We start from the raw sequence: 19925 nt of genomic DNA, 5'->3' as shown, positions 1-19925 counted from the left end.
TCCTCCTAGCGTCCGCCGAGCCGGACGGCCTTGGTCTGCGCTTCCAGCGAAAGGCGGCAGACCTCATAGACATGCGCCTGGGTCATCGCCGTTTCGCTGCGGTCGCGAACGTCGGCGGTGAAGGCGTCGAAGTAATCGAGCTTCTCGTCGCTGCAATCGATGTGCCTGTTTTCCGTGCCGTTGACCAGGAACAGGTGGTCCTTGCCGGGGCGGCCGGAAATATCGATGTACTTGCGCAGCTCGATATAGCCTTCGGTGCCGAGAATGGTCAGGCGCCCGTCACCCCAAGTGCCGAGACCTTCGGGGGTGAACCAGTCAACGCGGACATAGCCGGAGCCGCGATCGGAGCGCAGCAACACCTCGCCGAAATCCTCGAATTTCGGCTTTTCCGGCATGCCGAAATTGCCGATCGAGCTGGCGACGACTTCGCCCGTGGTCGAGCCGGTATAGAACAGGAACTGGTCGACCTGATGCGATGCGATATCGACGATGATGCCACCGAATGCCTCCGGATCGAAGAACCAGTCCGGCCGGGTCGGCAGCTGCAGCTTATGCGGCCCCATCCCGATCGTCTGAATGACCTTTCCGATCGCGCCTTCCTTGACGAGCTTCCCCGCCTTGACGGCGGAGCGCACGCAATGGCGCTCCGAGAAGCAGATCGAGAAGATGCGGCCGGTCTCGGCAACGGTCTTCTTCACCTCTTCCAGCTGCGCGAAAGTGCTGACGCCAGGCTTGTCGGTCATTACATCCTTGCCGGCCTTCATGGCGCGGATCGCCAGACCGGCGCGATCGCGCGGGATCGCGGCGATGCAGATGACATTGATGGACGGATCGGCAAACAGCGCCTCGCGATCGATCTGCGGCGTATCCGGATAGGTTTTCTTGAAATTATCGAGCAGCGCCGGGACCGAAGTTTTCGGGCAATAGCCGACAAACTCCCCACCCGCCGCAAGCAATCCCTTCACGTGATCGAACGTATGCCCATGGTCGATCCCGACGACGGCAAATCTCAACATTTTGGTATCTTCCTCCTGCTCGGACGGCACCTCAGCACCATCCATCTCCTCTAGTAACCATTCAGATACTTGCGTCGATTCTGTGTCAAGCAATGTTTGCCGGACGAATGCGACAAATTCCCACTCCTTCCCGGCAGGAACTGAATCCACGCTCTTTGCGTTTTCCCGGCTGTTCCTCCCTCATGAACGAGAGCCGCCGTGACCCAGACCAAGCGCAAGACACCGCAACTGGATGAAGACGAACGCGTGGAGACGGGGAAGGGCGCGAGCCCGCAGACGGCAAGTCCCGAAGCAGAACAGCCGGACGAGACGGAGGAGAAGAAGCCGTCGATCATCCGCCGCCATCCACTGGCAACGCTGCTGATCGTCGTCGCGATCATTGCCGTTGCCGTGATCGGTTATTTCGTCTGGCTCATCTATTTCCATCCCTATGAAAGCACCGACGACGCCTTTATCGACGCGCGCAGTTTCTCGGTTGCGGCCAAAATTTCCGGCTATGTGGCGGATGTTCCGGTTTCCGATAACCAGCATGTCGATGCTGGTGCGGTGATCGCCAAGATCGATCCGCGCGACTATCAGATCGCGCTGGATCAGGCGAACGGTCAGATCGGCGTTGCCAAGGCGGCGGTCGCGAGTGCCGATGCGCAGATTGCGGCTGCGGGTGCGGCGATCGACGAGGCGAAGGCGCAGCAGACATCGGCGGCCGCCGCCCTCCAATATGCCAAGGACGAGAACGACCGCCAGCAGCAGCTGGTGAAGAGCGGCGCGGGCTCCGAACAGGCGGCACAGCAGGCCGCATCGACGCTCCGCCAGGGCCAGGCGAGCTATGCCCAGTCGCAGGCAAGCGTGACCTCGGCCGTGAAGAACCAGGCGGCGGCCGAGGCGCAGAAGGCAAGCGCCATCGCCAGCCTGCATCAGGCTGAGGCACAGGCCGAAGCCGCCCAGCAAAACCTCGACTATACGACGATCACCGCCGCCCAGCCGGGCCGCGTCGTCAAGCTCAGCGGATCCAACGGTCAATATGTTCAGGCCGGTCAGGCGATATCGATGTTCGTGCCGGACGAAATCTGGGTGACCGCCAATTTCAAGGAAACCCAGCTGACCGACATGCGTCCGGGACAGCCGGTCGATCTGACGATCGATGCCTATCCGGATCACGTGCTGAAGGGAAAGATCGATTCCGTGCAGCCCGGCTCCGGCACCGCCTTCTCGCTGCTTCCGGCCGAGAACGCGACGGGCAATTATGTGAAGGTCACCCAGCGCGTGCCGGTCAAGATCGTGGTCGACAACTGGCCGAAGGATATCGCCATCGGCCCCGGCATGTCGGTGATCCCCACGGTGACGGTGCGGCCGAGGAACTGAGATGAGCGGCGCAGCAACAACGGCCGGAGGCGCACCAAAAGCTGCGTCCGGCACCTCGAACCCATGGCTGATCGCCATGGTCGTGTCGCTCGCGACCTTCATGGAAGTGCTCGACACGACGATCGCCAATGTGGCGCTGCGCTACATCTCCGGCGGGCTGGCGGTCAGCGCCGACGAGGCCTCCTGGGTCGTCACCACCTATCTCGTCTCGAACGCGATCATTCTGGTCGCCTCGAGTTTCATCGCCAAGCGCTACGGCCGGCGGCGCTTCTATCTGCTTTGCCTCGCGACATTCACGGTCGCCTCGATCTGCTGCGGCCTTGCCTGGAACCTCCAATCCCTTCTGGTCTTCCGGATGATCCAGGGCTTTGCCGGCGGCGGCATGGTGCCGATCTCGCAATCGATCCTTGCCGACTCCTTCCCGCCCGCCAAACGCGGCCAGGCCTTCGCGATGTTCGGTGTCGCCGTCGTCGTCGCGCCGGTCATCGGCCCGACGCTTGGCGGCTATCTCTCCGACAATTTCTCCTGGCACTGGTGTTTCCTGATCAACGGGCCGGTTGGCGTCTTCGCCTTCATCCTCGTCTACATGCTGGTGAAGGAGCCTGAGACGCTGAGGAAGGAACGCGCCGAGATGCGCAGGAAGGGGACGCGTTTCGACATCACCGGCTTCCTGCTCGTCGCCACCTTCCTCGGCGCTCTGGAGTTGGTTCTCGACCGTGGCCAGACGGAGGACTGGTTCGGCTCCAATTTCATCATCGTCACATCGGCGATTTCGGCACTCGCGCTTCTGCTCGCCATTCCCTGGCTGATGACGAAATCGAACCCGGTGATCGACGTCCGTCTGCTGGCAAGCCGCCAGTTCGGCGCCTGCGTCATCGTCATGCTGGCGACGGGCGCGATCCTGATAGCCACCACGCAGTTCGTGCCGCAGGTGCTGCAGACCAACTACGGCTACACCGCGACCTGGGCCGGTCTGGCGCTGTCGCCCGGCGGGCTGGTAACGATGGCGATGATGTTTGCGGCCGGCCGCCTGACCGGCATGTTCCAGCCGAAATATCTGATCGCCATCGGCATGGGCATCATCGCGCTTGCAATGTGGGACATGACGCGGCTGAACGCCGACCTGAACTTCGGCTTCTTCGTCTGGTCGCGCCTCTATCTCGGCCTCGGCCTGCCGCTGATCTTCATCCCGATAACCGCGGCCTCCTATGATGGCCTGCGCCCCGACCAGACCGACCAGGCCTCGGCGCTGATCAATGCGGCCCGCAATACCGGCGGCTCGATCGGCGTGTCGATCGCCTCGAACGTGCTGGCGCATCGCGAACAATGGCATCAGAACCGGCTCGTGGAGCACGTAATCCCGTCGGATCCCGGCTATACCAATGCCTTCAACCAGGCGACCCAGTTTTTTACCGACCGCGGCTCAAGCCTGCTCGACGCGCAGGCGCAGGCGACAGGCTGGATCGGCACGCAGGTGCAGACGCAGGCGAGCTATCTCGCCTATATCGACGTCTTCCATGTGCTGATGGTGATCTCGGCGCTGATGGTGCCGCTGGCGCTCATCCTGCGGCGCATCGACCTGAAGCATGGTGCTGCGCCCGGCGGCCACTAAAAGCTCAGTGGCCGTCGACCGGCACCGCTTCCTCGGGGACCGTCTCTTTCAGGTTCTTGCGGTGGAAGATGAAGAGGCCCGCAAACACGATGATGACAGCGCCGACGATGATCTGCGCATCCGGCACGTCGCTGAAGAAGACATAGCCAAGCACGATCGCCCAGAGCAGCAGCGTATATTGCAGCGGTGCGAGAAGCGAAGCGGGCGCGAGTTTCAGCGCCCGGGTAATCAGCAGATGCGCGCAGGTGGCAACGACGCCGAGAAGCAGCATGCCGCCCCAGTCGATCATGCTCGCCTGCCGCCAGTCGCCGGTCAGGAGCACCACGGCGATACCGGTCGCCAGCGCCGCAAGTGTCTGCCAGGTCACCAGCGTCGTGTCGCTGGTGGAGCGCAGATAGCGGTTCATGACGAGCGTCAGCGCGAAGGAGAGACTGCCGGCCAGGCCGAAGAGCGACGGCAGCGACAGCATCGCCGAGGAGGGACGCAGCGCAATGATGACGCCGACAAAGCCGACGAAGACCGCGAGCCAGCGCCGCCAGCCGATCTTTTCACCCAGGAAGAAATGCGACAGCGCCGCGACGTAGATCGGCCCGGCCATATAGAAGGTCATGACATCGGCAAGCGGCAGATAGGCGACCGCCGCATAGAAGAGGCCGACATCGCAGGTGGTCATCAGCACCCGCATCAGATGGAGCGGTTTCCGCTCGACCCGGAACAGCGCGCCCGGCCCCTGGCGGGCAATCATCGGCCCGAGCACGATGAAGGCGCCGACGGAGCGAATGACAAGCACCTGACCGACCGCGAAGCTCGCCACCAGCCATTTGCCCATCGCGTCGTTCAGCGCGAAAAGCATATCGCCGACCAGCATGAAGACGATGCCTGTCATGATGACGTTTCCGGCTGCCGCCGTCGCTGAACTCGGTTTCATTCTTCCTGCATTGCCCCGCTATGCCGGCGCAATCGGCGCCGAATGCGGCTTCGTCCTTAACCGCAGCGATGTCAAGCGTTCGATGATGCTAATTCGCGCGGAGAGAGTTTGGGGATGGATCAGTGGATGGTTCGCTGCGGAGTGAGGGACGTCGCGGGAACGGGTTTGGCGCGGCTGTGGAGATCGGCAGCGGCGGCGGCGAGCCCCAGAAGCGCGGCTCTCAGCTGTGCATCGGTGCTTTTTCCGGCACCAAGTTCGAAGACGGCATCCCACAACTCATCCGCGATCACGCGGAGATTGTCATGGCCGCCGCCAAGCAATTCACAGATGTTCTCGACCTTGAGGACCGTATCCTGCACCAGGTCTCGCTTCCCGACATCGGAAAGATCAGTGACTTTATTGGCAACCGACACAAGCTTTATGACAAGTGCAGGAATTGTTTCTTCGCGATACATAAAATTCCCCGTCTACTGATTGCAGTATAATCGGATATTCGTCGCGATTCTACCGCCCCCAATTGGGTGAAACGGTGAAAAAGTCCGGGCTGGAACGACTGCACTGTGGAAAACGGCCGGGCGGCGGGCTATGCCGTTACCCAGTTGAAGGCCAATGCGTTTCCGGAGGCTCCCATGACGCCCGATTCCACCCTCGCCGCCCTTGCTGAAGAAGCCAAGGGATGGCGCCGCACCATCCACCAGCACCCGGAGCTGCTTTTCGATCTGCCGAAGACATCGGCGCTGGTGACCGAGAAGCTGAGGGAATTCGGCTGCGATGAAGTGGTCACCGGTCTTGCCACATCCGGCGTCGTGGCCGTCATCAACGGTTCGCGCGGCGCGGGAAAGACGATTGCGCTCCGCTGCGATATGGACGCCCTGCCGATGTCGGAGCAGACGAACCTTCCCTATGCCTCCAAGGTCGAGAACATGATGCATGCCTGCGGCCATGACGGGCACACGGCCATGCTGCTTGCGACCGCCAAGCATCTCGCCGCCAATCGCGACTTCGCCGGCAAGGCCGTCCTGATCTTCCAGCCGGCTGAAGAAGGTGGCGGCGGCGGCCGGGTGATGATCGAGGAAGGCGTGCTCGAGCGCTTCGGCATCGAGGAAGTCTATGGCATGCATAATGAGCCGGGTCTCGCGGTCGGTTCCTTTGCGATCCGCAGCGGCCCGCTGATGGCCGGCGGCGACCGCTTCGTCATCACCATCAACGGCAAGGGTGGCCATGCCGCCTCTCCGCATCTCAGCCACGACCCCGTCGTCGTCATGGCGCATATGATTTCCGCGCTGCAGTCGATCGCCTCGCGCTTCACCGATCCCTTCGATCCGGTTGTCGTGTCGATCACCTATGTCAACGGCGGCAGCGACCGGGCGCTGAACGTCATCCCGCCCGCTGTCAAGATCGGCGGCACGATCCGCACCATGCAGCCGAAGACCCGCAAGGCCGTCGAGGCCCGCTTCCGCGACGTGGTCACCATGACCGCCAAGGCCTTTGCCGCCGAGGCCGAGATCGATTGGCGCCCGGGCTATCCTGTGACCGTCAACGATGCCGAGAAGACCAAGGTCGCCGTATCGGCCGCCCGCCGCGTTGCCGGCGACGGCCGCGTCGACGACAACTATCCACCGACCATGGGTTCGGAAGACTTCTCGTACATGCTGGAGAAGCGTCCGGGCGCCTTCATCTGGCTCGGCAACGGCGACAGCGCCGACCTGCACAACCCGGCCTATGATTTCAACGATGGCGCCATCATTCACGGCGTCAATTACTGGCTGGCGCTGGTCGCGCAGCAGCTGGCGCCCGCAGCGAAATAATCCGGCCGGCCGAGAGACAGGACACAGAGATGACCGACACTTCCACATTGACCCTCGCCGAGCTCGAAGCCCGCGTCGTGGCGATTTTCCGCAAGGCCGGGATGAATGCCATCCAGGCAGCGGCCGTCACCCGGGTGATCACCGCGGGCGAGCGCGATGCCTGCAAATCGCACGGCATCTACCGTATCGAAGGCGTGCTGCGCACCATCAAGGCGGGCAAAGTGACGCCGGACGCAGTGCCCGAAGTCCAGCCGCAGCCGGAGCAGTCGGCGATCGTCAAGGTCAATGCCAGGGGCGGCTTTGCCAATCCGGCTTTCGAACTCGGCCTGCCGCTGCTTGCCGAACGCGCCCGGACCTCCGGCCTCGCAGCCCTCGTCATCAACGACTGCACCCATTTCTCCGCACTCTGGCCTGAGGTCGAGGCTGTCGCCGCCGAGGGCCTGGCGGCGATCGTCATGTGCCCGAGCTATGCGACGGTGGCACCGGCCGGCGGCAACAAGCCGCTGCTCGGCACCAACCCGCTCGCCTTCGGCTGGCCGCGTCCGGACAAGACGCCTTACGTCTACGACTTCGCCACCTCGGTCGCCGCCCGCGGCGAGATCGAGCTTCATCGGCGCGCCGGCAAGAAACTGCCGGAGGGTTGGGCGATCGATGCAAATGGCGAGCCGACGATCGAGCCGGAAGCCGCCCTTGCCGGGGCCATGCTGCCCTTCGGCGGCCACAAGGGTTCGGCGATCAGCACCATGGTCGAACTGCTCGCCGGCATCATGATCGGCGATCTGACCAGCCCCGAAGTGCTCGACTATCTCGGCACGACGACGCTGGCCCCGCGCCACGGCGAACTCGTCCTCGCCTTCTCACCGAAGGCCTTCGCCGCCGGCCGCACGGGCGATCCCTTCGCTCGCGCCGAACTGCTCTTCGAAGCCATCGCCGGCCAGGGCGCCCGCCTGCCGTCACAGCGGCGCTATACGGCACGCGTGAAGTCGCTTGCCGAGGGGATTGTGCTGACCAAGGCCGAGATCGAGCAGCTTGATCGTCAGCTGGCGCTTGGTTTGGATTCTGTCGGTTAAGTAGGGGGGCTCGGCCGTCGCGCCCGGAGCCCCCTCACCCTACCCTCTCCCCGAGGGGAGAGGGGGAGTTCGCGCGAGACGTCGCCACAGTGTCCCTTCTCCCCAGCGGGGAGAAGGTGCCCGAAGGGCGGATGAGGGGGCCACGAGCGCACACGTTTCCCTCAAAACAAAAGCGGCCGGAGTTGCCTCCAGCCGCCTCAAAACTCAGACCTCAAAAACCTCAGGCCTTATACTTCGCCACCGCACCCGGAAGCTTGCTCCACTCAGCGTACCAACTGTTGAACAGCTTGAACTGGCTCTCGACATAGCCGCGCTGGCTGTCGCTGAGCACGTCGCTTTCGTTGAAGTGCAGCGTGTATTCCTCGTCGCCCTTCAGCACCATCATGTGCTTGAAGAACAGCACGAGATCCGGGCCTTCGTCGAAGGAAGAGAGAACGGCGAGTGCCTGTTCCAGTTCCTGGGCGCGCTGGCGGGCGTCGACGTCACCCTTGGCGGCAGCCTGGGAAAGGTTGCACAGCGTGATGACCTCCTTCGGCAGGACGTTGCCGATGCCGGTGATGGCACCTGTCGCGCCGCAATTGACGAAGCCGTGGAAGACGGCCGTGTCGACGCCGATCATCAGCGAAACACCGTCGTCGCGGCTGGTGATGTTTTCAGCCGCATAGCGCATATCCGCCGGGCCGCCGAATTCCTTGAAGCCGACGAGGTTGGAATGCTCGGCGCGCAGGGCGAAGAACAGGTCGGCGCGGGTGGCAAAGCCATAGTAGGGGCTGTTGTAGATGACAGCCGGCAGATCCGGAGCTGCCGAGAGGATCGCCTTGAAGTGCGCCTTCTGGGCTGCGATGACCGAGCCGCGGGACAGGACACGCGGGATGACCATCAGGCCCTGGGCGCCGACTTTCTGGGCATGCGCGGCATGGGCGACGGCGGATGCCGTGTTGACCGCACCGGTGCCGACGATGACCGGGACGCCGGCCTTGACCAGGCGCTCGACGCCTTCCATGCGCTGCTCGTCGCTGAGAAGCGGCCAGTCGCCCATGGAGCCGCAATAGACGACGGCCGACATACCGTCGGCGATCAGCTGCTTGCCCTTGCGCACCAGCTGATCGAAATCAGGCGTGCGGTCCTTCTTGCAGGGGGTCATGAGCGCCGGGATGACGCCGGAAAAGATCTTGGCCTTCATGTCAAACTCCTTCAGCGGATAGCGAATGATCGTGGCTACAAAGGCGCAAAATCACCTGCGCTTCAAGCTCTGATATATCATCTAGCACTTTGTATTTTATTTGTCGACAAGAAATCGGCGGCGTCTCACAAATCGATATCGTGCCGCTGATTTCGCGAGAATAGTGTCTGTATCTGGGCGACGATCTGCTCGGCATGCGCCTTGGCCAGCCGGTCGGCGGTATCGATGTCCCGGGCCTCGATGGCGGCGATCATGTCCTCGTGCTCGTCGACGAATTGCTGCGGCAGCCGGTCGCCATAAGACTGATAGTAAAGCCTGAGGATGCGGCGCCCCTCGTCGAGCAGCCGGTTGAACAGGCTGATGTAATAGGGATTGCGTCCGGCCTCGGCGATCGCCGCGTGCAGCGCAGCGTTGGTGGCGATCATCGCCAGCGCATCCTGCGCCTCGGCGGCAGCGGTGAAACGCGCCTGCTCGGCCCGGATCGCCCTCAGATCCTCCGGGCGATGATACTGCGCCGCAAGCCGCGTCGTCACCCGGTACATCAGCACCAGCGCATCGAAGAAAGTGTGCATGTTGAGGAAATCGATATTCGCCACCATCGTCGAGCGGTTCGGCAGCGTATCGATCAGCCCCTCGCCCGAAAGCCGCACCAGCGCCTCGCGGATCGGCGTGCGCGACATGCCGAAGCGCTCGGCAAGCTGCACCTCGTCGATCGGGCTACCCGGCGGCAGCACAAGATCGAGGATCTCGTCGCGCAGCACTTCATAGACCATCTTCACGCCTGAGCCGCGTTTGCGCTCGGGTACGGAGGCCGGGTCGGTTTCGGTCATCGGCAGAATCCTTGTCTCTGACCTATCGAGTAAGGGCGGGCGTCGACGGGATCAATCTTTTTTGGAGAGGCTGCCGATATGGCCCTCAGACCCGGCCCTTCATCGAGCGGATCAGATTGCGGCTGCGTCTCAGCGCCGTGAATGCGGCGCCGATGGAGACGATCCAGAGCGCTGCCCACAAGATGTCGTTGTGAAGCCCGGCGAGCGGTTCGACAATCGATAGCACGGCGGCGGCGGTGACCGTTGCCATGCGATGCTGCTTGGCCATCGGGCCGGAGAAATCGGCGCCCTGCCCCGAAGCGCGACCGAGTTCGCGGACATAGGCGGTCAACACCGCGAAGGCGGCCGCAGCCCAGCCGAGGCCGGGATAGCCGATGCCGAGACCGATGCCGGCAAAGATCAGGATATCGGCGGCGCGATCCGGAAACTCGTTCCAGAATGGCCCGTCGGCCGCCGCCTTGCCGCCCTCGACGGCGACCATGCCGTCGAACAGGTTGCAGAGCAGGCGGAGCTGGCACGAGAGCGCTGCGAAAAGCAGGAAGACGATGCGGGCGGAGCCCGTCTCCTGTCCCGCGAAATAGAAGAACAGACCGGCGAGCGCCGCAGCAAAGATGCTCGCCTGCGAGATCTGGTTCGGCGTGACCGATTTTCCGGCGAGCCAGCGCGCGATCGACTGCGCCCACCAGCTGTTGCGGCTCGTCAGCGGACGGCGGTCTCCGGTCTCGGTCACGTCAGCTCCTCCCTTTCGATATCGAATAATTATAGAGCGCCGCATAGCTCGTCGAAACGAGAAGCGGAACGGCAATGGTTTTCAGGATTTCAGGCGTGCCGCTCAGCATGTGGAAGGTGACGAGCAGCGTCGCCGAACCCAACAAGGCGATCACCGGCGGCGCGACGAGGCGGAGTGAACCCGCGAAAATAGCCGACAGCTTCTCAACCACCCGCTTCAGAAACAGCGTCAGGCAGCCCGACAGGGCGCCCTGCACCAGGCCTGCCAAGAGCATGCGAGGCAGCGGATAGGCGCGGTTGGCAAACAGCGCCCAGCTCCCCATTGCCACGAAAGCAAAGGCAACATGGACGGCGCTGCTTCGGCCAAGCCGCGCGACGAGGCCGCTCATGTCAGCGACCACCAGTAGCGGACGAGGTGGAAGAAGATCGGTGCCGAGAAGACCACCGAATCCAGCCGGTCGATCAGCCCGCCATGGCCCTCGATGATATGGCCCCAGTCCTTGACGCCGCGGTCACGCTTGATCGCCGACATGACGAGGCCGCCGAAGAAGCCCATCAGCGTGATGATCAGTGCCAGAAGGCCGGCCTGGAACGGCGTGAACGGCGTTATCCACCAGAGCGCCGCACCGATCAGCGTGGCGCTCGCCACGCCGCCGACGAAGCCTTCGACCGTCTTCGACGGCGAGAGTTTCGGGGCGATCTTGGTGCGCCCGAAGAGCTTGCCCCAGACATATTGCAGCACGTCGGAAAGCTGCACGACGATGACCAGGAAGGCGATGAGGAGGACGTTGCGGCCCTCGTAGCCGGGAATGGTCAAGGTCAGCAGTGCCGGCACGTGCGAGGCGCAGAAGACGCAGATCATCAGCGCCCATTGCACTTCGGCGATGCGGATCAGGAAGCGCTCGGTATCGCCGCGCAGCACCGAGACGATCGGCATCAGCAGGAAGGCATAGACGGGCACGAAGATGGAATAGATGCCGTATTCCTCCGCCCAGAGCAGATAATACTGGATCGGCAGGACGACGAAGAAGGCCGAGGCCAGCGCCCAGTGATCGGCCCGCTTGGTATTGGTCAGCGTGATGAATTCGCGCAGCGCGGCGAAGGAGCAGAAGGCGAAGAGGATGATGACGCCCGCCCGGCCCGCCAGGAAGGCGATGCCGATGAAGATCACCATGATCCACCAGGCCTTGATGCGGGCGTTCAGGTTTTCGATGGCGCTGTTTGCGCCGTCGGGCGAGAATTTCTTCTGCAGCACATAGCCGACGGCCGAAGCGACGATCAGGATGCCAAAGATGCCGAGAACCAGGGTGATGAGATCGGATTGCGCCTCGTTCATTCCGCAGCCCCTGCATGCTTGGGAGACAGCGCCAGCAATGCCCCGCGCGTCCGTTCGATAAATGCCTCCTTGGCCTCGCCCGCCTCAAGCCGCATCGGACTGCCGAAGGTGACGGTACAGATCAGCGGGATCGGTACGATCTCTCCCTTCGGCATGACGCGGTTGAGATTGTTGATCCAGACGGGCACGAAATCGAGTTCCGGCCGTGCCTCGGCGAGATGGAAAATGCCGCTCTTGAAGGGCAGGAGCGGCTCCTCGGTCTGGTTTCTCGTGCCTTCGGGGAAGACGATCAGCGACGAACCGCTGTCGATCGCCGCCGCCATCTGCTCGATCGGGTCCTCGGTCCGGTGCTCCCTGTCACGCTGGATCAACACCGAGTTGAAGACATCGCGGCCAATGAAGGTGCTGAGCGATGACTTCAGCCAGTATTCGGCGCCGGCGACCGGCCGGGCGCGCCGCCGCATCCGGGGCGGCAGCACCGCCCAGACGAGGATGAAATCGCCATGGCTGGAATGATTGGCAAAATAGACGCAGCGGCGGGGCGGCAGCCCCTCCGCCGACCAGATGGCACGCACCGCTGTGATGGCGCGCGCAAAGAGCACGATCGCCACCGCTGCAGGCTTGGCTAAGAAACGTCGCAAGTCTTGCATCGAGGTTCCTGCATTCAGGGTTGCAGAAACCTAGCCGCGTTTTAGGCGGACGTGAAGCAGCGCGGTGAGCCGGGTAAGATTTCCACAGGCGGCCGGTGTCAGGCCGACCGCGCTTCGCTTTCCTCGGCCTCTGCCGAGACGAGAATCTTGTCGACGCGGCGGCCATCGAGATCGATGACCTCGAAGCGCCAGCCGTTCTTGACGAAGCTCTCGCCGAGTTCCGGCAGGTGCTTCAGTTCCTCGAGGATCAGGCCCGCCACCGTCTGGAACTCGATGTCATCATCGAGCTTGAAGCTCATGAATTCGGCGAATTCGTCGATCGGCGTCCAGCCGGAAACGAGGTAGGAACCATCGGTGCGGCGAACGATCGCCTGCTCTTCGGACGGACCTTCGAGCAACGCGCCCATGATCGCTTCCATGATGTCGCCGGACGAAATGATGCCTTCGAAATGGCCGTATTCGTCATAGACGAGCACCATATGCACCGGCGACTTGCGGATCGCCTGGATCGCGTGGGTGGCGGTCGACAGGTCCGAGATAACGGGGACTTCGTGGGCCAGCGCCTGGATATCCGCATGGCCGTTGCTGTTCATCGCGTCATAGTAATCCTTGACGAAGAGCACGCCGAAGACTTCGTCGGAACTGCCGCGGCGCACCGGAACGCGCGAACGGCGCGTCTCTTGCAGCTGCTTACGGATTTCTTCCGGAGTGTCGTCGATATCGACGACCTCGACATCGCGGCGCGGCGTCATCAGGGCGCGCGCCGTGCGGTCAGCTAGGCGCATGACGCCTGAAATCATTGCCGATTCTTCGCTCTCGATAACGCCCGCGCTCTGCGCCTCGGCAAGAACGGTCTTGATCTCTTCGTCGGTCACGCCATCGCTGACCTTGCCGGACTGGCCAAGCAGCCTCAGCACCAGCTTGCCCGATGCATCGAGTAGCCAGACGAGCGGCAGCGCGAATTTCGACAGCACGACCATGGCCGGCGCCACCTTGGCGGCAACCGCTTCCGGCTCCCGCAGCGCGATCTGCTTTGGCACCAGTTCGCCGACGATCAGCGACAGATAGGTGATGGCGACGACGACGGTACCGACGCCGAGCGCATCGGAGAGTGCGGGGCCCACGCCCTGCTCGGAGAGCCACTGTGTCAGGCGGCCGCCGAGGGTGGCGCCCGAAAAGGCACCCGAGAGAACGCCGACCAGCGTGATGCCGATCTGCACGGTGGACAGAAAGCGTCCGGGATTTTCAGCAAGTCTGATGGCTTGAGTGGCGCCCCGGCTTCCGTGATCGGCGAGAACTTTAAGACGGGCGGGACGGGAAGAAACGACAGCAAGTTCGGACATGGCGAGCACACCGTTCAGAACGGTGAGCAATACCACGATAATGATTTCGACTAACAAAAGAAGCCTATAACATCGACAAGGATGGCCCCAAGATAAGGGCAAAGCGCTGACAATGAAAGCAAACGATCCGCGGAATTGCGGATATTTTTCAGTTCTCTTCTGACATTTCCGGGAGGAAGGCGTGTACCGGGACGCCTCCGAACGCTACACGCTGGCCTTGCGGAAGAGCATCGCCGCCTCGTCGACGGTCACCATGGCGGTCACCGCCTGGCCATGTTCGATGCCCGAGGAGATGAGCGGCGAGGCATCGCCCTCGATGCCATCGGCGGTCACCGTCAGCCCCAATCCATGGCCGAGACCGGCAAGCGCCCGCATCATCCGCGCCGAGCGGTCGTCGTTCAGATTTTCCGTGAAGCGACGGTCGATCTTCACCTTGTCGAGCTTGAATTCCTGGATGTGGTAGAGATTGGAATAGCCGGTGCCGAAATGGTCGAGCGTCATCGTCACGCCGGTTTCGCGCAGTGGCGCCAGCGCCTGCTTGGCGGTCTCGAAATCTCGCACCAGCGTTGCCTCGGCGATTTCCACTTCCAGCCGGTGCGGATCGAAATTGCAGGTCTTCAGGATCGACAGGATGGTCTGGCCGAGATTGGCATCCCGCAGCTGACCGGGGAAGATATCGATCGACAGCCTGGTTTCGGGCGGCCAGTTGCGCGCTCCGGCGCAGGCGCGTTTCAGCACGCTTTCGAACAGCGCATGGATCATGCCGGTCTCTTCGGCGATTGCCAGGAAGCGCTCGACAGGCACTTCCGTTTCGTCCATTTCCCAATAGGGCACGGCCTCGAAAGCGGTCACTTCCCCGGTGTTGAGATCGAAGGAGGGCCGGAAGCGCGGTTCGATGGCGCCGTCCGCCATCGCCTTGCGCATGGCAACTTCCATGCGGCCCCGCTCCTTCAGGAGCAGATCCATTTCCTCTTCGAAGAAGCGGATCGCCGAGCGCTGCTCGCCCTTGGCGCGGTAGAGCGCGACATCCGCCTTTCGCACCAGTTCGCTCGGCTGTTCGCCATCCCGCGGATAGAGCGAGATGCCGATTCCGGTGCCGATCTGGTGGATGATCATGCCGGTGGCGATCGGATCGGCAAAGGCCTGGACGATGCGCATCGCGAGCGTCGTCGCGGCTTCGGCGCCCAAGAGATGCGGCGCCAGAATGACGAATTCATCGCCGCCGAGACGGGCAACGAGATCGCCGGGCCGCACTGCGGAAAGAAGGCGCTGGGCGACGATCAGCAGCACCTCGTCACCGGCGCCGTGGCCGTAGCTGTCATTGATCTTCTTGAAACCATTGAGATCGAGCAGGAAAATGCCGTGATGCTGGCCGGCCGCCGGCGGCGAGGAAGCCGCGACGCGCAGCGCGTCGTCGAACTGGCGCCGGTTGGCGAGACCCGTCAACGGATCCTGAAAGGCCAGTTCGCGTGCCTTGCGCTCGGCGACGATGCGGCGCGCCGTCTCACGCTTCTGGTCGATGTAGCGGCGCACGGCAAAGACCAGCATGCCGACGGCGAGCAACCCGCCCAGCATCAGCGCTTCATCGAGCTCGATCGTCTCCTCGGCCGCGCTGACCGCACCTTCCGTTACGAAGATATCGACCTCGAAGGCGATATAGGCGACGACGAGCATCGCCGCTATGAGAATGAGAAGATCGTGTATCGAAACCCGATGCCGCATGTAGAACTGCCTGATATCACTGCGCTTCACGTCTTGTCTCCAAGCGCCTAAACCTGCGCGATTATCGGGGCTGCGCGTTAACGCTTCCTGCACGTGCAGCCTCACCCCGGCACAACTCGACGCGTCATCCACAGGGAACTTTTGTCCGCCTCGCCGGTTCCTTCTCCTCAACGAGCCTGGGGAGAATTATCTCATGACACAGATCCGTGAAACCGAACGCCGCGGCCGCACCCTGCGTGGCCGTCCCTACAGTCTGAGCGAATTTGCGGAAAAATATGGCCTGGAAGATGACCAGGCAGAAGACCTCTTCTCGCGCTTCGGCCCGTCCTCGATCGAACTCGATCTGCTGATGGCCGCCAAGCGCCGTCCTCCGATCCGGCTTGAACAGGTCCTGCTCTGAGACGGGCCTTCAGTTCGGCCGGACATGCCGGTTTGTGACGCAAAGGACGGGTGATGAACACCACGGCGACAGCGACAAAGAAAGGCAAGGCGAACCCGGCGCTGATGAAGGCGCGGGCCGTTCCGCAGCTGATCGATCCGGACGCCGAACCCTTTGTCGCCGATGCCGTGCGCGAACTCGTCGATTGCAAGATCCCGTTCCTGGTCGCCGGCACCTATGCGGTCTGCGCCTATACCGGCATTACCCGGCAGACGAAGGATTTCGACATCTTCTGCAAGGCAGGCGACTACGGCCGTATCCTCGGACATTTCAAGGAGAAGGGCTATGTCGTCGAGGTCGAAGACGAGCGCTGGCTCGGCAAGGTCTTCAAGGGCAAGCACTTCTTCGACGTGATCTTCGCCTCGACCAACGGCACCATGCCGGTCGGCGACGACTGGTTTCAGGATGCCCGGCAGGTGGAAATGTGCGGTTCTCCGGTCTGGATCATCAGTCCGACCGAGCTTCTATGGTCGAAATTCTTCGTGCAGCTGCGCCACCGCTATGACGGCGCCGACATCGCCCATGTCATACTGCGCGCCCACGACAAGATCGATTGGCGAAAGCTGCTCGGATACATGGAAGTGCACTGGGAAGTGCTGTTGATCGCCATTTTGAACTTCCGCTGGATCTACCCGACCGAGCGCGACAAGGTTCCGCAATGGCTGCTCGACGAACTCCTGGAGCGCCTAGCCGCCCAGCGCGAACTACCCCTGCCGCAGATGCGCATCTGCCGCGGCCGCATGTATTCGCGCGTCGATTTCGAAATAGACGTCAAGGAATGGGGCTTTGCCGATGTCGGCGGCGAGGGCCAGCCCCGTGGCGAATGGGAAGATCGAGATGGCTGAGAAGAATAGAAAGGTCCGCGTCGCCGCCGTCGCCGACCTGCACGTGAAGGAAGACGGCGGCAAATCCTACAAGGAGCTGTTCGGCGAAATATCGAGCGTCGCCGACGTGCTCGTCATGGCCGGTGACCTGACCGATCTCGGCAAGCCGAAGGAAGCGGAACTGCTCGCTGCCGATCTGCGCAGCTGCACCGTTCCCGTCGTCGCCGTGCTTGGCAATCACGACCATGAAAGCGGCTCGGTCGATGACGTGACGCAGATCCTGACGGATGCCGGCGTCAAGCTTCTCAACGGCCAGGCAGCCGAGATTTCGGGCGTCGGCTTCGTCGGCGTCAAGGGTTTCGCCGGCGGCTTCGGCCGCCACATGCTGGGCTCGTTCGGCGAGAGCGCCATCAAGGCGATGGTGGCCGAAAGCGTCGAGGAATCGATGCGGCTGGAAAACGCCATGCGCCAGGTGCGCGCCGAGAAATCCATGGTGATCCTGCATTATGCGCCGATCGCCGAGACCGTGGCCGGAGAGCCGCTGGAAATCTATCCGTTCCTCGGCTCCTCGCGCCTCGCCGAGACCATCGACCGCTTCAAGGTCGATGCCGTCGTCCACGGCCATGCCCATCGCGGCACCTATGAGGGCCGCACACCGCGCGGTGCCCCTGTTTTCAACGTTGCTGCCCATATCGAGAAACCGACGGGCAAGGCCTACGCACTTCTGGAGCTTTGAACTGTGAATACCCGGCAAGCGATCTTCCGGAATTTCATGATTTCGACGCTGCCAGCCGCCGATTTCGCCAAGCTGGAGCCGCTGCTGGAGCGCGTCTTACTGCCGCTCGGCGAAGAGGTGGAGAAGCCCAACCAGCCGCTGGAGTTTGCCTATTTCATGGAGAGCGGCCTCGCCTCGACCATCGCCTCGATGTCGCGCGGCCGCGATATCGAAGTCGGCGTCATCGGCTGGGAAGGCTTCGTCGGCTCATCACTGGTGCTCTGGGACGACCGGGGGCCATTCAAGACCTATATCCAGATCCCCGGCGAGGCCTATCGCATACGGTCCGGAGAACTCATGGAACTGATGGACGCCCGGCCGCAGATGCGCCGCCATTTCGGCCGCTTCACCCGGGCGCTGAACCTGCAGGTCGCCTCGACCGCCTGGACTAACGGCCATACCGTGCTGGAAAACCGGCTGGCCCGCTGGCTGCTGATGGTTCACGATCGCATCGAGGGCCAGAAACTGGCGCTGACCCATGAGTTCCTGTCAATCATGCTCGGCGTGCGCCGCCCCGGCGTTACCGTCGCGCTGCATATGCTGGAGGGGAAGGGGCTGATCCGCTCGCACCGCTCCGAGATCACCATCATCGACCGCGAAGGCCTGAAGCAGCAGGCCAATGGCAGCTATGGCCGTACGGAAGCGGAATATGAGCGCGTGCTCGGCTGGAAGATCCGTTGATCAGACCAGCCTGCCCCAGGCTTCGTTCCAGAGATCCGGATTGCCGGTCACGACGGCGACCTCGATGAATCCGTAGTGCACACGGACATCCTCGGCCCGCTCGATCGCCAGCGGCACATAGGTCGGGTAGAGATAGTTTCCCGCATCCGTCTCGGCATTTGCCGGCCATTCGACATCGGCAACGACACTATCCTCGATGACCCGCAGGATCAGGCGCACGGCTGTGTTGGGCACATCCTGTGATCGCGCATATCGATGGAACGTTCTCGCCGCCACGCCGGACACTCCGTTCTTTGGGTGCCGAACTTCAAAACCGGTGATGTTGTTCCATTCCGGCGATCGCTCATCTTTGTACGGTAAGAGACAGTCGGTTGTACTGCAATTTCAAGGCGGTAGGTTCCTTTTCAATCGAGTCGGCTTTACCCCGCCGGCCGTGGGGACGAGAATGCCGACTGAAGAGCGCCACTACCGCAATGAACTGCTGAAAAGCCTCGATGCCAGCGATCTGGCACTTCTTTCCCCGCATCTCGAATTCGTGACGCTCGATATCCCCTACCAGATCGAAAAGGCGCATGTGCCCGTCGATTTCGTCATCTTCCTGGAATCAGGTCTCGCCTCGATCGTCGCCCGCCTGTCGGGCGGGCGGGACATCGAGGTCGGCATTGCCGGACGCGAGGGAATGACCGGGGCCGCGATCGTCCTCGGCGGCGAGCAATCCCCGAACATGACCTTTATGCAGGTCTCCGGTACCGGCTACCGAATCACTTCTGCGGCGCTGCAAGCGGCGATCGACACGAGCGCCACGCTGCGCGCCAAGCTGCTTGCCTATGTTCAGGCCTTTCTGGCGCAAATGTCGTCGACCGTGCTGGCAAACGGTCATGCGAAACTCGAAGAGCGACTCGCGCGCTGGCTGTTGATGGTCCATGACCGCATGGACGGCAATACCATCTCGCTGACCCACGAATTCCTCGCCGTCATGCTGGGTGTCCGCCGCCCCGGCATCACTGTCGCACTCCATATTCTCGAGGGAAAAGGCCTTGTTCGCGCCAATCGCGGCCAGATCACTATCCTCAGCCGCCGGGGCCTGATGGAAGAGGCGAACGGCTCCTATGGCGCGGCGGAAGAGGAGTACCGCAGGTTGCTCGGAGTGGCATTGTCGCGGCTGAATCAGTAGCTCATAATTCAATAGATATTGATATGCATATCCTTCGCAGTGTTATAAAAATAACACAAGAATTTATACTGCCCTTTTTTGGGGTAATCCAAGAAGTTAGACTTTTGGTGCCCCGGCACGTGCCAGCATTACGCGAAAATTAACCCATAATTAGGGCTTCCAACATATTTCTATTTTTGGCCGTGGGGGTCTCAGAAACCAAGGCTAGAGATGTGCGGCTTCCTGCCGGGCGTCTTCGGTTTAGGAACCGGCGTCTCAAATGCGAGGCGCCGTACGCATGATGCTTGTCCTAAGCGACTGCTCTCTCGAGCGATGTCTTCCGAAACATTTCGTCTAAGCCGATCGGCCTTGCAGTTGTGCACGGCACGAGCCCCCGTGTCTGCAGTTGGGGATCTGCCAACTTCTTGGGAACGACGCGCGGACGAATGACACTGTCACCGCTA

At 62.4% G+C, this 19925-nt stretch carries 21 protein-coding genes; 9 read left to right on the top strand and 12 right to left on the bottom strand.

The features are described 5' to 3' along the window. Positions 1 to 5 precede the first annotated feature (5 nt). The gene (locus tag F2982_RS25555) at positions 6 to 1016 is read right to left on the bottom strand and encodes a Gfo/Idh/MocA family oxidoreductase (RefSeq protein ID WP_203430348.1); all 1011 of its coding nucleotides are present in this window, start codon (positions 1014 to 1016) and stop codon (positions 6 to 8) included. 198 nt (positions 1017 to 1214) lie between these two features. On the opposite strand from F2982_RS25555, the gene F2982_RS25550 reads away from it, so the two are divergent. Together F2982_RS25550 and F2982_RS25545 are read left to right on the top strand one after the other, a co-directional pair. Further along, positions 1215 to 2378, top strand: coding sequence for an HlyD family secretion protein (locus F2982_RS25550; RefSeq protein WP_203430347.1), 1164 nt, complete (start codon positions 1215 to 1217; stop codon positions 2376 to 2378). Between the two features lies 1 nt (position 2379). Next, a complete protein-coding gene (locus tag F2982_RS25545) occupies positions 2380 to 3990 on the top strand; it encodes a DHA2 family efflux MFS transporter permease subunit (RefSeq protein ID WP_203430346.1) in 1611 nt (536 codons plus the stop codon). Between the two features lie 4 nt (positions 3991 to 3994). Here F2982_RS25545 and F2982_RS25540 read toward each other — a convergent pair whose 3' ends face one another. Further along, on the bottom strand, positions 3995 to 4918 hold the full coding sequence (locus tag F2982_RS25540) for a DMT family transporter (RefSeq protein WP_203430345.1): 924 nt from the start codon (positions 4916 to 4918) through the stop codon (positions 3995 to 3997). 119 nt (positions 4919 to 5037) lie between these two features. Further along, a complete protein-coding gene (locus tag F2982_RS25535) occupies positions 5038 to 5373 on the bottom strand; it encodes a hypothetical protein (RefSeq protein WP_203430344.1) in 336 nt (111 codons plus the stop codon). A 174-nt stretch (positions 5374 to 5547) separates the two neighbouring features. On the opposite strand from F2982_RS25535, the gene F2982_RS25530 reads away from it, so the two are divergent. Together F2982_RS25530 and F2982_RS25525 are read left to right on the top strand one after the other, a co-directional pair. After that, positions 5548 to 6726 (top strand): M20 aminoacylase family protein, encoded by a 1179-nt coding sequence (locus tag F2982_RS25530; protein WP_203430343.1) that lies wholly within the window; start codon positions 5548 to 5550, stop codon positions 6724 to 6726. A 29-nt stretch (positions 6727 to 6755) separates the two neighbouring features. After that, positions 6756 to 7796 carry an Ldh family oxidoreductase gene (locus F2982_RS25525; protein WP_203430342.1) on the top strand — a complete coding sequence of 347 codons (1041 nt, stop codon included), beginning with the start codon at positions 6756 to 6758 and terminating at the stop codon, positions 7794 to 7796. A gap of 220 nt (positions 7797 to 8016) precedes the next feature. On the opposite strand, the gene F2982_RS25520 is transcribed toward F2982_RS25525, so the two are convergent. The 8 genes from F2982_RS25520 to F2982_RS32115 all read right to left on the bottom strand — a co-directional run bounded on the left by F2982_RS25520 (position 8017) and on the right by F2982_RS32115 (position 15619). Further along, positions 8017 to 8979, bottom strand: a complete 963-nt coding sequence (locus F2982_RS25520) for a dihydrodipicolinate synthase family protein (protein WP_112714891.1) — start codon at positions 8977 to 8979, stop codon at positions 8017 to 8019. 125 nt (positions 8980 to 9104) lie between these two features. Next, positions 9105 to 9809: a GntR family transcriptional regulator gene (locus F2982_RS25515; RefSeq protein ID WP_203430341.1), complete on the bottom strand. Its 705-nt coding sequence runs from the start codon at positions 9807 to 9809 to the stop codon at positions 9105 to 9107. Between the two features lie 85 nt (positions 9810 to 9894). Continuing rightward, positions 9895 to 10539 carry a CDP-alcohol phosphatidyltransferase family protein gene (locus tag F2982_RS25510; RefSeq protein WP_203430340.1) on the bottom strand — a complete coding sequence of 215 codons (645 nt, stop codon included), beginning with the start codon at positions 10537 to 10539 and terminating at the stop codon, positions 9895 to 9897. Between the two features lies 1 nt (position 10540). Then, positions 10541 to 10927 carry a hypothetical protein gene (locus F2982_RS25505; RefSeq protein ID WP_203430339.1) on the bottom strand — a complete coding sequence of 129 codons (387 nt, stop codon included), beginning with the start codon at positions 10925 to 10927 and terminating at the stop codon, positions 10541 to 10543. Further along, entirely contained in the window at positions 10924 to 11874 is a 951-nt protein-coding gene (locus tag F2982_RS25500; RefSeq protein WP_112714871.1) for a phosphatidate cytidylyltransferase, read from the bottom strand. The genes F2982_RS25505 and F2982_RS25500 overlap by 4 nt, the downstream gene beginning before the upstream one ends. Then, positions 11871 to 12515 (bottom strand): lysophospholipid acyltransferase family protein, encoded by a 645-nt coding sequence (locus tag F2982_RS25495; RefSeq protein WP_199625902.1) that lies wholly within the window; start codon positions 12513 to 12515, stop codon positions 11871 to 11873. Before F2982_RS25495 ends, F2982_RS25500 begins: the two co-directional genes overlap by 4 nt. 107 nt (positions 12516 to 12622) lie before the next feature. After that, positions 12623 to 13924, bottom strand: a complete 1302-nt coding sequence (locus F2982_RS25490) for a hemolysin family protein (RefSeq protein ID WP_130280601.1) — start codon at positions 13922 to 13924, stop codon at positions 12623 to 12625. Positions 13925 to 14071: 147 nt separating this feature from the next. Further along, on the bottom strand, positions 14072 to 15619 hold the full coding sequence (locus tag F2982_RS32115) for an EAL domain-containing protein (RefSeq protein ID WP_281438217.1): 1548 nt from the start codon (positions 15617 to 15619) through the stop codon (positions 14072 to 14074). A gap of 163 nt (positions 15620 to 15782) precedes the next feature. On the opposite strand from F2982_RS32115, the gene F2982_RS25480 reads away from it, so the two are divergent. The 4 genes from F2982_RS25480 (at position 15783) to F2982_RS25465 (ending at position 18308) form a co-directional block, all read left to right on the top strand. Next, positions 15783 to 15989 carry a hypothetical protein gene (locus tag F2982_RS25480; RefSeq protein WP_130280599.1) on the top strand — a complete coding sequence of 69 codons (207 nt, stop codon included), beginning with the start codon at positions 15783 to 15785 and terminating at the stop codon, positions 15987 to 15989. Positions 15990 to 16093: 104 nt separating this feature from the next. Further along, positions 16094 to 16873 (top strand): nucleotidyltransferase family protein, encoded by a 780-nt coding sequence (locus F2982_RS25475; RefSeq protein ID WP_130280960.1) that lies wholly within the window; start codon positions 16094 to 16096, stop codon positions 16871 to 16873. Then, positions 16866 to 17588, top strand: coding sequence for a metallophosphoesterase (locus F2982_RS25470; protein ID WP_203430338.1), 723 nt, complete (start codon positions 16866 to 16868; stop codon positions 17586 to 17588). Before F2982_RS25475 ends, F2982_RS25470 begins: the two co-directional genes overlap by 8 nt. A gap of 3 nt (positions 17589 to 17591) precedes the next feature. After that, a complete protein-coding gene (locus F2982_RS25465) occupies positions 17592 to 18308 on the top strand; it encodes a Crp/Fnr family transcriptional regulator (protein ID WP_246777593.1) in 717 nt (238 codons plus the stop codon). Here F2982_RS25465 and F2982_RS25460 read toward each other — a convergent pair whose 3' ends face one another. After that, positions 18309 to 18542, bottom strand: a complete 234-nt coding sequence (locus F2982_RS25460) for a hypothetical protein (protein WP_130280595.1) — start codon at positions 18540 to 18542, stop codon at positions 18309 to 18311. It abuts the gene before it with no gap. Between the two features lie 211 nt (positions 18543 to 18753). Between F2982_RS25460 and F2982_RS25455 the strand changes: the two genes are divergently transcribed. Further along, positions 18754 to 19482 carry a Crp/Fnr family transcriptional regulator gene (locus F2982_RS25455; RefSeq protein ID WP_199625724.1) on the top strand — a complete coding sequence of 243 codons (729 nt, stop codon included), beginning with the start codon at positions 18754 to 18756 and terminating at the stop codon, positions 19480 to 19482. The last annotated feature ends 443 nt before the right edge of the window (positions 19483 to 19925 follow it).

This window comes from Rhizobium sp. BG4, from assembly GCF_016864575.1.
GTDB lineage: Bacteria > Pseudomonadota > Alphaproteobacteria > Rhizobiales > Rhizobiaceae > Rhizobium.
This window is presented reverse-complemented; position numbering and strand designations above follow the sequence as displayed.